The sequence below is a fragment of the Sporosarcina sp. P34 genome (assembly GCF_002743375.1).
Lineage (GTDB): Bacteria > Bacillota > Bacilli > Bacillales_A > Planococcaceae > Sporosarcina.
The window spans coordinates 116412-130366 of record NZ_PDZC01000004.1 but is presented as its reverse complement, the minus strand read 5'-3'; the positions used below and the strand labels follow the sequence as shown (position 1 = coordinate 130366).

Annotated in this window: 14 protein-coding genes; 12 read left to right on the top strand and 2 right to left on the bottom strand. The window is 46.6% G+C overall.

Annotation, left to right across the window (positions count from 1 at the left end):
* Positions 1-5 precede the first annotated feature (5 nt).
* Positions 6-524, top strand: a complete 519-nt coding sequence (locus tag CSV63_RS08805) for a MogA/MoaB family molybdenum cofactor biosynthesis protein (protein WP_099695504.1) — start codon at positions 6-8, stop codon at positions 522-524.
* A gap of 212 nt (positions 525-736) precedes the next feature.
* Here CSV63_RS08805 and moaC read toward each other — a convergent pair whose 3' ends face one another.
* Positions 737-1228: a cyclic pyranopterin monophosphate synthase MoaC gene (moaC, locus tag CSV63_RS08800; RefSeq protein WP_099695503.1), complete on the bottom strand. Its 492-nt coding sequence runs from the start codon at positions 1226-1228 to the stop codon at positions 737-739.
* 66 nt (positions 1229-1294) lie between these two features.
* Between moaC and CSV63_RS08795 the strand changes: the two genes are divergently transcribed.
* The 7 genes from CSV63_RS08795 to CSV63_RS08765 are packed head-to-tail and all read left to right on the top strand — an operon-like array spanning position 1295 to position 6252.
* A complete protein-coding gene (locus tag CSV63_RS08795; RefSeq protein ID WP_099695502.1) occupies positions 1295-2551 on the top strand; it encodes a molybdopterin molybdotransferase MoeA in 1257 nt (418 codons plus the stop codon).
* Positions 2548-3018, top strand: coding sequence for a molybdopterin-guanine dinucleotide biosynthesis protein B (mobB, locus tag CSV63_RS08790; protein ID WP_143565389.1), 471 nt, complete (start codon positions 2548-2550; stop codon positions 3016-3018). Before CSV63_RS08795 ends, mobB begins: the two co-directional genes overlap by 4 nt.
* Positions 3015-3458: a molybdenum cofactor biosynthesis protein MoaE gene (locus tag CSV63_RS08785; protein WP_099695500.1), complete on the top strand. Its 444-nt coding sequence runs from the start codon at positions 3015-3017 to the stop codon at positions 3456-3458. Before mobB ends, CSV63_RS08785 begins: the two co-directional genes overlap by 4 nt.
* Positions 3458-3691 carry a molybdopterin converting factor subunit 1 gene (moaD, locus tag CSV63_RS08780; RefSeq protein WP_029053550.1) on the top strand — a complete coding sequence of 78 codons (234 nt, stop codon included), beginning with the start codon at positions 3458-3460 and terminating at the stop codon, positions 3689-3691. Before CSV63_RS08785 ends, moaD begins: the two co-directional genes overlap by 1 nt.
* Positions 3688-4257, top strand: a complete 570-nt coding sequence (mobA, locus tag CSV63_RS08775; protein ID WP_099695499.1) for a molybdenum cofactor guanylyltransferase — start codon at positions 3688-3690, stop codon at positions 4255-4257. The genes moaD and mobA overlap by 4 nt, the downstream gene beginning before the upstream one ends.
* On the top strand, positions 4254-5273 hold the full coding sequence (gene moaA / locus CSV63_RS08770) for a GTP 3',8-cyclase MoaA (protein WP_099695498.1): 1020 nt from the start codon (positions 4254-4256) through the stop codon (positions 5271-5273). Before mobA ends, moaA begins: the two co-directional genes overlap by 4 nt.
* Positions 5274-5286: 13 nt before the next feature.
* Complete coding sequence (locus CSV63_RS08765; RefSeq protein WP_099695497.1) at positions 5287-6252, top strand: 2-hydroxyacid dehydrogenase; 966 nt, start codon at positions 5287-5289, stop codon at positions 6250-6252.
* Positions 6253-6354: 102 nt separating this feature from the next.
* Here the strand turns inward: CSV63_RS08765 and CSV63_RS08760 are convergent, their stop codons facing one another.
* Complete coding sequence (locus CSV63_RS08760) at positions 6355-7236, bottom strand: TetR/AcrR family transcriptional regulator (RefSeq protein ID WP_099695496.1); 882 nt, start codon at positions 7234-7236, stop codon at positions 6355-6357.
* A 173-nt stretch (positions 7237-7409) separates the two neighbouring features.
* Between CSV63_RS08760 and CSV63_RS08755 the strand changes: the two genes are divergently transcribed.
* From CSV63_RS08755 to CSV63_RS08740, 4 genes are all read left to right on the top strand, one after another.
* The gene (locus CSV63_RS08755) at positions 7410-8912 is read left to right on the top strand and encodes a DHA2 family efflux MFS transporter permease subunit (RefSeq protein ID WP_099695495.1); all 1503 of its coding nucleotides are present in this window, start codon (positions 7410-7412) and stop codon (positions 8910-8912) included.
* Positions 8913-8992: 80 nt separating this feature from the next.
* The gene (locus tag CSV63_RS08750; RefSeq protein ID WP_099695494.1) at positions 8993-10846 is read left to right on the top strand and encodes a hypothetical protein; all 1854 of its coding nucleotides are present in this window, start codon (positions 8993-8995) and stop codon (positions 10844-10846) included.
* Between the two features lie 387 nt (positions 10847-11233).
* Positions 11234-12709, top strand: coding sequence for an aldehyde dehydrogenase family protein (locus tag CSV63_RS08745; RefSeq protein WP_099695493.1), 1476 nt, complete (start codon positions 11234-11236; stop codon positions 12707-12709).
* 25 nt (positions 12710-12734) lie between these two features.
* Positions 12735-13883, top strand: a complete 1149-nt coding sequence (locus CSV63_RS08740) for a saccharopine dehydrogenase family protein (protein ID WP_099695492.1) — start codon at positions 12735-12737, stop codon at positions 13881-13883.
* Positions 13884-13955: the final 72 nt, after the last annotated feature.

Here is a 13955-nt window from a genome sequence, read left to right as displayed (position 1 = left end):
AGTAAATGGAAGAGACTCATTTACCACAAAAAGCGCGTGACCAATCGGTTGCAGTGGCTGTACTGACAATCAGTGATACGCGAACAAAAGCGGAAGACAAAAGCGGCAAGGTGATTTGCGATAAGCTACTCGAAGCGGGACATATTGTGAAGGCATACGAGATTTGTCCAGATGAAGCGTCACGTATTGAAGCGCAGTTGTCTATTTGGTTGTCCGATTCGTTGATTCAAGCAATGATCTTCACGGGCGGAACGGGGATCGGCGCGCGGGATATTACAGTGGAAACCGTGTCACCCTATTTCACAAAACCGTTAGACGGATTCGGTGAACTGTTTCGCTTTTTGAGCTATACCGAAGATGTAGGCTCAAAAGCGTTGCTCAGTCGCGCAACGGCAGGTGGAATCGGATTGCAGGCGGTATTTTTATTGCCCGGCTCTTCAAAGGCCGTGAAGCTTGCGATGGATAAGTTGATCGTGCCGGAGTTGCCGCATATTGTGCATGAGCTTGGAAAGCATTTGGGGTAGTGGATGAGGGATGACGTGGGGGATAGAGCGGCTGGCGTGAGAGTATGATCGGTTTCGCTTGTTGATAGAGCGGCTAGCGTGAGAGTATGATCGGCTGCGCATGCTGATAGAGCGGCTAGCGTGAGAGTATGATCGGCTGCGCGTGCTAATAGAGCGGATAACATGAAAGTATGAGCACACCACCCAAATCCAATCAAAAAAACGCGCGACGTTTAGTCCGCGCGTTGATAATCTCCATTTTTCCCGCCAGATTTATGCTGAAGCATAGTGGGGCCGATGACCATGTCCTTGCCGGCAGCTTTACACATATCGTAAATCGTCAATGCGGCGGCAGAAGCGGCAGTCAGGGCTTCCATTTCGACTCCGGTCACGCCTTTCGTTTTGACTTCGGCTTCGATTAGCACATGATAATGGGAAGATTCTTCATCGATATCCCAATCAAATCGGACATCTACGCCCGTTAAAGGAAGTGGATGGCACATTGGAATGATGTTGGACGTATTTTTCGCGGCCATGATGGCGGCGACTTGCGCAACTGCGAAGACGTCTCCTTTTTTATTCGTGCCATGAGTGATTTGCTCGTGAATCGATTTGTTTACCATAATTGATGATGTAGCGATTGCAGTACGTAATGTCGTTTCTTTGTCGGACACGTCGACCATTTTGGCGCGGCCTTGTTCATTGAAGTGTGTAAGTTCGGACATGATGATCATCCTTTCGTTTCATTTCATTGTACTAGTTAGTATAACAAAAGAAAGTAGGAGATGTACGTGGTAGAAATTCGAAAACCGATTCAAGTGGCGGAAGCTGTAGGACGTGTGATGAAAAATGTACATAAGTTGGGGACGGAAGTTCTTCCGTTAGAAGATACATATGGTCGTGTGTTAGCAGAACCCATCATAGCGAAGCATGACGTGCCGCCATTTGATCGTTCGCCGTATGATGGATTTGCGATTCGGGCGGAAGATTCGATGGGTGCTTCAGGTGATGATAGAAAAGCCTTCCGTGTGATTGGAGAAATTGGCGCAGGGCATGTAGCAGATCGTCCGATTGGGCCAGGTGAATCGTTTCGCATCATGACAGGTGCATTAATTCCGGAACATGCGGATGCAGTCGTTATGCTGGAGCAAACGGTGGAGAATGACAGTGGATTTACGTTACGAAAATCGTTTGAAGCGGGCGAAAATATTTCGCGTCAAGGTGAAGATGCGAAACAAGGGGAGACATTGATTGAAGCAGGAACGATCATTCATCCAGGAACCATTGCGCTGCTAGCGACATTTGGCTATGCACAAGTGCGTGTTGCGAAACGACCGATTGCTGGGGTATTGTCGACTGGGACGGAATTGCTCAATGTCACGGATGAACTGGAATCAGGGAAGATCCGCAATTCGAATGGGCCGATGATTCGTGCACAGTTGACGCGAATGGGGATTGAGTATGCATCATATGGCATGATGGAAGACAATTTGGATGCATGTACTGAAATCGTCGAGAAAGCACTTCAGGAAACAGACTTGCTCATTACGACGGGTGGCGTGTCGGTCGGGGATTACGATTATTTACCTATGATCTATGAGCGTCTTGGCGCGGAAGTTTTGTTCAATAAAGTGGCGATGCGTCCAGGCAGTGTCACGACAGTAGCGGTATTAGGAGATAAATTATTATTCGGTCTATCGGGGAATCCGTCTGCTTGCTTCACAGGGTTTGAATTGTTCGCGCGTCCTGCCATTTACTCGATGATGGGCTGTACAGCACCTTATATGCCGCGTATTCAAGCGATTCTTGGTGACGATTTCAAGAAAGCGAATCCGTTCACACGTTTTGTTCGCGCCAGCTGGTCGATGACAAACGAAGGAATCCTAGCGACGCCAGCAGGTTTCAATAAATCCAGTGCAGTGTCTTCTATTGCACGGGGCAACTGCATCATCGTCTTGCCGAGCGGAACTCGCGGTTATGAAAAAGGCATGATAGTGGACGTATTATTGCTAGGTACGGAACAAGGTGTGGAGCGTTGGGAATTATGAAAACGCTACATGTCGTAGGCTTCAAAAATAGTGGGAAAACGACACTCGTTTCGCACTGGATTACCGTGCTGAAACGTCTTGGTTACGAAGTCGCAGTGCTCAAACATCATGGGCATGGAGGTGCGCCTGAACTGCCGCCAACGCATACGGATACGGTGCAATTCTTAGAGTTTGGAGCAGTCTCAACCCTTGTCGCCGGGGGGGATATGATACAATTGATACAAAATAAAGACTATTCATTTGAACAGCTAAAGACATTGGCCGCGTTAAGTGAGCCAGGCGTTTTATTTATAGAAGGCTATAAAAAAGAAGCCGGTGAGAAAGTGGTGCTCATCCGAAACGAAGATGAACGGAAAGAGCTGGAGTCGTTGTCTGGAATCATTCGAACGGTGAAAACAGCCGAGCTTTTTGAAGACATTACACGACTTGATGACTGGTTAAAAGAATGGGTGGAGGCGGGACAATGAAGCGATATGAAATTATAGAGCAGCCGATTGATGTGCAGAAATACAGCGATCTCGTTTTGCATCCAGCAGCGGGTGCGGTGACGGTATTCACGGGACATGTTCGCGAATGGACGCATGGTGTTCGCACATTGTATCTTGCGTATGAAGCCTATGTACCGATGGCGGAAAAAAAGCTCGCTGAAATCGGTGCGGAGATGGAAGCGAAGTGGCCTGGAGTTCAAGTCGCTATGGCGCATCGGATTGGCGAGTTGAAAATATCAGACATTGCCGTAGTTATCGCGGTATCGTCTCCTCACAGGAAAGCAGCATATGAGGCGAATGAATATGCAATTGAGCGCATTAAAGAAGTCGTACCGATTTGGAAGAAGGAAATCTGGGAAGACGGCGAAGAGTGGATCGGTGCACAGAAGAAATATCCAGAGAAAGGGAGCGAATCATGATGATTACGGTTCATTACTTTGCAAGATTGCGCGAATTGACGGGTAAAGGTGAAGAGTCTTTGGATCGCGCGCCTTTGACGGTCGAAGAATTGCTGAACTGGGCGGAAGAAACGTATCCAGGTTTCGGTAAAGAGACCATCCATGTGGCGGTAAATGAAGAATATGCCTTAAAGGATGATGTCATTCAGGCAGGAGATGTCTGCGCGTTTATTCCACCAGTGAGTGGCGGATGAAGACAGTCGGTGTGTTGCTAGCGGGCGGACAATCGCGCCGTTTTGGCTCGCCAAAAGCGTTTGCACTGCATGAAGGTCACTCGTTCTATCAGTACTCGTTGGAGGCATTGCGACCGATTTGCGAGGAAATCGTTGTCGTGGCGCGTTCAGAATATAGTGAACAGTTTCCGGACTGCGTGCATGTGACGACGGATCTGGAATCGGTTTCCGGAATGGGTCCTCTTGCCGGGATTTTATCCGCCATGGAATTCGTGCAAGCTGATCGCTATGTCGTGTTGCCGTGTGATATGCCGTTTATGGAAGCGGCGATCATGAAAAGATTGCTAGCGTTGCATCATGGTGATATTTCGTCTGTCACGGTAGAAGGCAAGCGACATCCACTCGTTTCGGTCTGGCAAGCTAATGTCAAATCGACGATAAAACAATCGTTACGCGATGGCAATCGTCGGGTGATGCATGTGCAAGCACAACATGAAAGTCAATGGATTGAAGGCGCTTTATTAACGAATACACCAGAAATAGCTTTTAAAAATGTCAACACGCCATGTGAACTGGAAAGGGGATGAAGAAGATGAATGCCATTGTAGATCAACTCGGTCGTCCGATTCGGGATTTGCGAATTTCCGTTACGGATCGCTGCAATTTCCGCTGTACGTACTGCATGCCGAAAGAAATTTTTGGTGATGACTTTTTATTTCTAGCTAAAAATGAATTGTTGTCGTTTGAAGAATTGGAGCGCTTGGCACGGATTTTTGCTCAGTTAGGTGTGAAGAAGCTACGCTTGACGGGCGGTGAACCGCTGATGCGCCGGAATTTACCCGAGTTGATACAGAAGCTTCACGACATCGAAGGAATCGAAGACATCGGACTGACAACCAATGCAGTGATGCTCGGTCAATACGCACAACCGCTGTACGACGCTGGATTGCGCCGTCTGAATATCAGTTTAGATGCACTGGATCCAGAACTATTCGGTCAGATCAACGGCCGTGGCATTTCACCTGAACTCGTTCTCAAAAACATCCAAAAAGCACAAGATATCGGTTTCACCATCAAAGTGAATATGGTCGTACAAAAAGGAGTCAATGAGAGCGAAATCCTTCCGATGGCTACGTATTTCAAAGAACGTGGCATCACATTGCGCTATATCGAGTTCATGGATGTCGGCAATGACAATGGCTGGAGCTTCAAAAAAGTCGTAACAAAAAAAGAGATCTACGACATGCTAGCCGCTGAATTCGACATGGAGCCTGCGGAAGAAGACTATTACGGTGAAGTAGCAAAACGTTATCGCTATATAGGAACAGATGCGCAAGTCGGCTTCATTACGTCCGTTTCGGAGTCATTTTGTTCAACGTGTACGCGTTCACGTCTATCGTCCGAAGGGAAATTATATACGTGTCTTTTCGCATCAGAAGGCTTTGACCTACGCGAATTAATTCGTTCGGACCAAACCGACAAAGAACTATATGAAGCGATTGCTAGCGTGTGGAGAGGCAGAAAAGACCGCTATTCCGATGAACGGACGGAGCAGACGATAAAGAACCGGAAGAAAATCAATATGAACTATATCGGTGGCTAAAGGAGTGTTGTTCATGAAACCAATAGTATATATTTGTCGAGCGATGCCGGAAGAAATAGTTGCCCCAGTACGCGAACACTACGAAGTACGCATGTGGGAGTCGACGAGTGAAGCCGTTCCTCGTGATGTATTGTTAAAAGAAGTAGCTGACGTGAATGCACTATGGACCGTCATTTCCGATCAGATCGACGAAGAAGTACTTAATGCAGCCCCTTCATTACAATTAATCGTTAATATGGCAGTGGGCTATAATCACATCGATGTCCAAGCAGCGGCAGCACGGAATATTATCGTAACGAATACACCGGATGTGCTAACAGAAACAACGGCAGACTTGGCGTTCGCTTTATTGATGGCTACGGGCCGTGATTTGATCGGTGCAGAGAACGCGTTGCGCGAAGGGCGCTGGACGTCTTGGGAGCCGCTTGGTTTCACTGGAACTGAAGTGTACGGGGCTACGCTTGGTATCATCGGCATGGGGCGAATTGGTGAAGCGGTGTTGAGACGTGCCAAAGGGTTCGATATGGACGTGCTGTATCACAACCGTAACCGCAAGTCTGAAATGGAAGACATGTATGGCTGTCGTTATGCCGAGCTTTCCGATTTACTAGCGTCGTCCGATTACGTGTTAATTTTGGTGCCGTATAGTGAAGAGACGAAAGGTATGATTGGGGAGAAGCAACTATCCGAGATGAAAGAGACGGGCATTCTGATTAATGTTGCGCGTGGCGGGATTGTGGATGAAGACGCGCTGTTTGAAGCGCTCCGCACGAATAAGATTCATGCAGCAGGGCTAGACGTGTTCGAGACGGAGCCTGTTCCGCTAGATCATCCGTTGCTGACGTTGCCGAATGTGACGGTGCTTCCGCATATTGGGAGTGCGACGGTGAAGACGCGCAAGGCGATGATGAAGCTAAACGTGGAAGCATTGCTTGCATTTGCGCAAGGAGAAGAACCGAATCATCAAGTTCGTGAGTAGTCCGGAGTGACGTGGTACGCTGCGATTAATTAGTTTTTTCTATCTTCAACTATGATAAAGAGACTAGCCAAGTCATTTTCGCTGACTTGGCTAGTCTCATTTTCATTGAGATTGATGGATGAATCCCCAAACCGCTGCGGATAATTCGATTGCTTGCAGTTGTAGTTCCGAGCCTTCGAACGCTTGACGGAACGAGCGCACAACGGATTCTAGTAAGTAGATTCTTGGTTGTTCAGCGGACAGTTCATCTAGTAAAAACTGGCTATATAACGTCCTTTGACTTTCTTCCTTCGGTAACTTGGCAACGAACTTTTGCAAACTCTCTATCAACACTTCGCATGTCATCGGACATATCTCTTCGGCCGTTATGATATCTTCTAGCAAGTTCTGTGATAGGAAATGAGCGTCTCGTTTTACGATATCGGGTACGATCACTTCCATTCGTTGCATAACAAAATCCACTAGTTTCATCGTATCGATGGGCTCGGTAGTCGAACTTTTCCAGATATTCAGCGCATGTTGGATGAAACCAAATAGTAACGAAGCGCAATCATAGGAGTATGGCTTTACTTCCTCGCCATAGACGTTGACCAGACGTTTCGCAAGCCATGCGAGTTCTCGAAAATGCATCTGTTTCACAAATTGACGTAGCTCATCGTCAGGTGAATGAACGATAGTTTCAAACAACGGTAACAAGTTTTGTTGTCGATTCATCGTCAAACGAATTTCAATTTGGGCAGCGAGCAGGTCGGGGTCTGCCAGATCTTTGCCAATCGCTAGCTCATTTCTTCGTAAGTAACTTATACAATATGCGTCTTGCAATATCGCCATTAGACATTCATTTTTAGAGGGGAAGTAATTATAGAAAGTTCCCTTTGAAATTTGTGCTTCATCCAAAATGTCTTGGATGGATGTTGCATGAAAGCCTTTGTCGATGAACAGTTGTTTTGCGATAAGCAAGACGTGCTTTTTGCGGTCATTCATAGATAATCACCTGTACATGTAAATTTTTATACTCTGTGTATACTTCTTATACTATTCCTAAAACATTGTTATATCAAGCCTCAAAGGTTTTTGAATTATTTTAGTTGTAATAAATGTACTGCCGGTATAAAATATACTTCTGACATAATTTTCACATGTTATAGGAGGATAAAATGGTAGAATCAATAGAAATTAAAAAAATGCATGAGAAACCGCCTTATGGCATCATTGCCATATTATTTATAGGTGCGTTCGTTGCGATCTTGAACAATACGTTACTGAATATCGCATTGCCGGTCATTATGAAAGAGTTTTCGATTTCCCCTTCGGCCGTTCAGTGGCTGACGACAGGTTATATGCTCGTCAACGGGATTATGATTCCTGCCAGTGCGTTTTTCATTCAGAAATTTACAAATAGAAGAATCTTCATTACCGCGATGGTGCTTTTCTCGTTAGGAACGTTGATCGCCATCATTGCGCCGACATTCTCTTTACTAGTAGTTGCGCGTATGATTCAAGCATCCGGTTCTGCATTGATGATGCCGTTGTTGATGAATGTAATGTTGACGGCTTTCCCGATTGAAAAACGGGGAGCGGCATTGGGGATGTTCGGTCTAGTGATGTTCACGGCACCGGCAATTGGGCCGACATTGTCTGGTTGGATAATTGAGCATTATTCGTGGCGGACATTGTTTGAGATTGTGTTGCCAATTTCATTGCTCACACTGGCTCTTGCAATTTTCAAACTCAAGAATATTACACCGAATCGTGACGTCCGCATCAATTTCTCTTCATTAGTATTATCGACTATCGGTTTTGGTGGCTTGTTGTATGGATTCAGTTCTGCAGGTGAACAGGGGTGGAGCTCTCCGTTCGTCTATGGCACGATCGCGCTCGGTACGGTATCGCTCGTACTGTTCATCCTAAAACAATTACGCATGACAGAGCCCATGCTCGATTTTCGTATTTACAAGTACCCGATGTTTGCTCTCGCTTCCGTCGTATCGATGGTGCTGTCTGTGGCGATGTTTTCTGGAATGATTTTGACACCGTTGTATGTGCAAAACGTGCGCGGAATTTCACCACTGGATGCCGGACTGTTGATGTTACCCGGTGCAGTATTAATGGGAATCATGTCGCCCATCACAGGTCGTTTATTCGATAAATACGGTCCGCGTGTCCTCGTTTACACAGGACTTAGCATTTCAGTATTCACGACGTATTTATTGAGCCAATTGCACATGGATACGGGTTATTATTATTTGATGGGTGTCTATACGCTTCGGATGTTCGGTTTATCGATGGTTATGATGCCGGTTATGACAAATGGAATGAACTCGTTGCCGATGATCTCGAATCCGCATGGTACGGCGATGAATAATACATTGCAGCAAGTGTCTGGCGCGATTGGTTCGGCCTTGTTATTGACGCTCATGACCAAGCGATTGGATGTGTCTGCAGCTACCCAAGCGAAAGATTTGGCCGCATCTGGAGTCGATGTCTCCGCTATGAAAGAAGAGATTGGACGGATGGCGATGCTCGACGGCGTCAATCACGCGTTCTTCATCTCGACGGTAATTACACTTATCGCATTGATCTTATCGCTATTCATAAAACGGGTCATACCACCAACTTCGTCTACTACTGGAGAAGTGAAAGAACAGTCTGAAAACTAAAACAAGGGGCTTCGTATGCTGCTATGCATGCGGAGCTTCTTTTTAGTATGGTATAGTAAAAAGAAAAGGTTGTGTTCGATGTGATAGGGAATAAAGAAAAATGCCCATGCGGAAGTGGGGAAATCGTAGAGAACTGCTGCGGCAAAACAGAGATGCCGGGCACAAATACGGTCCAAGAAGAATTAAGGAAAGTATTAAATAGTTATTATGAAACATCCTTGTCTCCTGCTGAGATTCAATCATTAGAAGGATTATTGAAAGAATGGGCTGGACGCCTGGGTGAGTGGATGGAAGAAGAGGAACTCGTGACGAATGTCAGCGATTACTATTTCTTCATCGTTCGTAAAGATCTATGGAGACGCCACCTTGTAAAAGCGCTCAACCGCACGCAAAACAGGGCAGTACGTGCTATTTTGAGAAGTTGGCAGAATGCTTTCATTACATTCGCAGAAGTGACGAAGTCTGATAAAGATGTCTACCATATGAAAGAAATTCTAGGAGAAGGCGAGTATTTACTAGCAAGAGAAGCAGGTGAGCCTGAAGATGTTCGCGCAGTCATCGCTATCGTCCTAGAAGAGATGCGCAATGAAGAGCGCTGGGTCATGCCGATTTCGGCTATTGCAGTGAATGGTCATATGAGTGAAGAACTATTGACGCGTGTGCAGAAACTAGCGGAAACGAGCGAAGAGAAAAACAGCTTCGATTTCTTCAAGAAGCATCTCGTCGACATTTACGAAGTCGTTTGTAAACTGGACGTTCAGACATTATCTGATGTAGTCGAGCAGAATTTTACACCGCTACAACGTCAAGTAGTAGAAATATTGGATGCTCAACTTGAAAAAGAAGAGCTCCATCCGGGTGCGTATGAAATGTTACTGTCCTTGATGGCCTACTACTTTACCGATCAAAACCCGAAATTCCGTAAGCCCGAAGTACTCGCTGCGGCAGCGTTCCAATTGGCAGTCGATACGAGTATGATGCCGAATACGTATACGCAAGCGGAAGTGGGTAAACTGTTCGGGGTTTCCGTCTCTTCATTCCGAAAGCATACGGATATTCTGCTAGAGAAGATTGAGGAACTCGAAAAGATGATGGCAGAAGGGAAGCAAGATGCCGCGTATCATATCGGTACCCATCCACTACCATCTGAGCAAATGAACTGGCAAGTGCATATGTTGACGCAAAAGCATAACTTTGATTCGTTTGAAGAAGCGCAAGCGTATATTCAAGAAGTGATTCAGCAACCATTCGAGCCGGAAAATCAACAACAAGAAGCACAGATGCTCTGTTATATGGCGTACAATGCCGAAACGATCGAACAGCGACATGACTTCGCAGTAGGTGCATATGGCGCTGATCCGACGAATGTCGACGCATTGTTACTTCAGACGGAGCTGACTGATTCGAAGGACGAGCAGGAGAAATTCTTTAAACAAGCGATATTCTCTGGTGAAAAGCAGTTTGACCATCGCGCGGAAGAAGCGTGGAAGTTCGCACCAAATCGTCCGTATTTGCGTAGCTTGATGCAGTACGGTGTGTGGCTCTATGAGCAAGATCGTTTTGTTGAAGCGAGCGAGATCTTCTTGCGTCTACTGTCGCTCGACCTCTTTGACCATCAAAGTGCACGGTACTTGGCGATTTCTTCATTGATTCATTCAGGAGAAATAGATCAAGCCACACAGGTGTTAGAAGCCTGTATGGATGTTTCTAAAGAGGACGCTGCGTATTGGTATTTATCTTGGTTGGTAGAGATGGAACGCGCGCAGGGTAATTCTTCGGAGCGTGTATTGGAGTTGTTTGCTAAGGCGGAACAGTTGAATCCGCATGTTAGCAAGTTAATGGAAATGGCTGTGGAGAAGATGCATTATCCAAAAAGTGTTGCACTTACACCGGGTAGTCACGAGGAAGCACACTATATTTGGTATTTGTTGTAATGAATGCAAGCCGTCATGGCGAGTTGGAGTTCCCGACTTGCTGTGGCGGTTTTTTGCGTGATGAGGCTGGCCATAGTGTCGAGGAGATAGCTCTTGGATCCGTGCTCCGGGCTTCTCGCTCAATCTTTCGGCTTAAGCGCTCATACTTCCATGGCATCCGCTCATACATCTTTATACGCGCTCTATGCACCACCTGAAGTGCTCTATCCGTACATTTAACCGCTCTATTAAACCACGCAAGCGCTCTATACCTGTTATCCACGCCCACCTATCAAGTTAATTTATCCGGAATACATCCAGCTTTAAAGGAATAGGATGATATATTGTCGAACAATTCTAATAGAGACAACGAACGAAAACTATTTGGAGCAGAAAGGGGTAATTTTAATGAAGCTAACTAACTATATCGACGGCGTGTGGCAAGAAGAAGCTGCTAGTTATACTGCGGTACTCAATCCAGCGAACGGGGAGGAACTGGCGCAAGTCCCTTTGTCATCGGATGAAGAGGTTCGGCAAGCGGTGGCCGCGGCGAAGATCGCACAGAAGAAATGGGCTTTGGTGCCGGCACCGAAACGTGCGGATTATCTCTATGAAATTGGCCGTATTATGAAAGACAAAAAGGAACATCTAGCGCAAGTATTGACGAAGGAAATGGGTAAAGTCATAGAAGAGGCACGTGGTGAAGTACAAGAGGGAATCGACATGGCATTCTACATGGCTGGAGAAGGTCGACGGTTGTTCGGTGAAACGGTTCCGTCTGAGTTGCAGGATAAGTTTGCGATGAGTGTTCGAGCACCGATTGGCGTTGTCGGTTTGATCACGCCGTGGAATTTCCCGATTGCCATTGCTACGTGGAAGTCGTTTCCCGCAATTGTAGCGGGCAATACATTTATTTGGAAACCGGCAACAGAAACACCGTTGATGGCGTATGAAATGGCGTGGATTTTTGAACAAGCCGGCTTGCCGCCTGGTGTGGCAAATATCGTTTTCGGTTCAGGCGCAGACGTTGGTACTGCGCTGATTGAACATCCCGATGTACGTGTTATTTCATTTACCGGCTCGACTGAAACAGGACGCCACGTTGCAGAATTAGGCGGTCGTCATTTGAAGAAAGTATCGCTAGAAATGGGCGGCAAAAACGCGGTCATCGTGCTAGAAGATGCAGATATTGAACTAGCAGTAGAAGGTATTTTGTGGAGCGCATTTGGAACGGCTGGACAGCGCTGTACAGCTTGTAGCCGAGTCATCGTTCATCAAGACGTGAAAGAAGAGTTGCAGAAACGTCTGATCGAGAGTATGAAAGACCTAACGATGGGTGACGGTCTGGATGAATCGGTGAAAGTCGGCCCAGTGATCAATGAAAAGGCACTGGAGAAAATCCAAAGCTATATCGAGATCGGCAAAAGTGAAGGCGCAAACTTGGTGGCGGGTGGAAATGTGCTGAATGAAGACGAATTCGCGAAGGGATATTATGTTGAGCCGACATTGTTTGCAGATGTCGCATGGGATAGCCGACTCGCACAGGAAGAAATTTTCGGCCCGGTCGTTTCATTGATTACGGTCAGCAGTCTTGAAGAAGCGATCGAAGTGAATAACAGCGTCGCGTATGGCTTGTCCAGTTCGATATTCTCGCAAGATGTCAATAAAGTATTCCGCGCGCAACGCGACCTAGATACAGGCATCGTCTATATTAACGCAGGCACAACAGGTGCGGAAATTCATTTGCCGTTTGGCGGAACGAAAGGGACGGGGAACGGCCATCGTGACTCCGGTGTCGCCGCACTGGATGTCTTTACGGAATGGAAGAGCATTTACATCGATTACAGCGGCAAGTTGCAACGCGCACAAATCGATACGGAATGAACTTATGGGAAGAAGGGATGAGCAGATGAAAGTAGTGGTATTAGGTGCAGGCTTAATGGGAAAAGAAGTTGTACGTGATTTAGTGAAGCAGGACGAAGTGAAGAGAGTGTATCTCGCCGACCGTGCGATTCGGCAAGCAGAAGATTTTGCCGAAGAACTAATGAATGAAAAACTCGATATTTTACTGCTCGATGCTACGAATGAAGAGCAACTTAGCGACGTCATTGGATTAGGAGATATCGTCGTCAACGCACTGTTCTATACATTCAATGAATCCGTCGCTCGCTGTGCGGTAGAACGGGGCGTACATGTTGTAGATCTAGGCGGACATATCGGTGGCGCGACGGAAAAAGTGCTCGCGCTGAATGAACAAGCTATTGCAAAAGGCGTAACGCTAATTCCGGACCTCGGGGTGGCGCCGGGCATGATTAATATTCTGGCTGGTTACGGTGCTTCGTTGCTAGACGAAACCCAGTCGATCAAACTTTACGTAGGTGGAGTGCCGGTCAAACCCGAGCCACCACTAAACTATCATGTCGTGTTTTCATTGGAAGGATTATTCGATCATTACACCGATACGTCACGCGTTAGGCGAAATGGCGAAGTGAAGGAGTTGCCTTCATTATCGGAAATTGAAACATTGGAATTTGATGGCTACGGCGAAATGGAAGCCTTCCATACGTCAGGTGGTACGTCGACGATGCTTGAGTCATTCCCTGCTGTCGAGACGCTAGAATACAAGACGATCCGTTATCCGGGTCATGCTGAAAAGGTTCAAGTATTAGTGGATCTTGGTTTACTATCTAGAGAATCCATGATTCAGGTAGACGGTAGACCGTTACGTGTGCGCGACGTGATGCTCGCTCATTTGACGCCGCGACTACGCCTTGGGGATAAATCGGATGCCGTCTTGCTTCGAGTCATAGTGAGCGGTACGAAAGACGGGAAGCCACATACGGTGACGTTCAATATGATTACCGAAAAAGATCAGAACACTAACGAAACAGCCATGGCACTTGCGACGGCCAACACGATTTCTGTTGTAGCGCAAATGATTGGTAATGGCGTCATTACAAAAAGAGGCGCGTACCCACCGGAAAAGATCGTACCTGGTGAACTGTATATCGAAGAAATGAAGAAACGCGGAGTTGTTATTGACGTACAACAAGCCTGATACAGTATATACTGGTAGGAAAGCGTGGATTTAGATCTCAATAGACCATCTCCTCGTGTTTCTAAGGAGTGA

Coding starts and splice junctions, on each gene's coding strand:
- CSV63_RS08755 (WP_099695495.1), top strand. CDS start 7,410: ATGGTAGAATCAATAGAAATTAAAAAAATGCATGAGAAACCGCCTTAT.
- CSV63_RS08785 (WP_099695500.1), top strand. CDS start 3,015: ATGAAGCGATATGAAATTATAGAGCAGCCGATTGATGTGCAGAAATAC.
- CSV63_RS08805 (WP_099695504.1), top strand. CDS start 6: ATGGAAGAGACTCATTTACCACAAAAAGCGCGTGACCAATCGGTTGCA.
- CSV63_RS08740 (WP_099695492.1), top strand. CDS start 12,735: ATGAAAGTAGTGGTATTAGGTGCAGGCTTAATGGGAAAAGAAGTTGTA.
- CSV63_RS08760 (WP_099695496.1), bottom strand. CDS start 7,236: ATGAATGACCGCAAAAAGCACGTCTTGCTTATCGCAAAACAACTGTTC.
- CSV63_RS08765 (WP_099695497.1), top strand. CDS start 5,287: ATGAAACCAATAGTATATATTTGTCGAGCGATGCCGGAAGAAATAGTT.
- mobA (WP_099695499.1), top strand. CDS start 3,688: ATGAAGACAGTCGGTGTGTTGCTAGCGGGCGGACAATCGCGCCGTTTT.
- CSV63_RS08745 (WP_099695493.1), top strand. CDS start 11,234: ATGAAGCTAACTAACTATATCGACGGCGTGTGGCAAGAAGAAGCTGCT.
- moaC (WP_099695503.1), bottom strand. CDS start 1,228: ATGTCCGAACTTACACACTTCAATGAACAAGGCCGCGCCAAAATGGTC.
- moaA (WP_099695498.1), top strand. CDS start 4,254: ATGAAGAAGATGAATGCCATTGTAGATCAACTCGGTCGTCCGATTCGG.
- moaD (WP_029053550.1), top strand. CDS start 3,458: ATGATTACGGTTCATTACTTTGCAAGATTGCGCGAATTGACGGGTAAA.
- mobB (WP_143565389.1), top strand. CDS start 2,548: ATGAAAACGCTACATGTCGTAGGCTTCAAAAATAGTGGGAAAACGACA.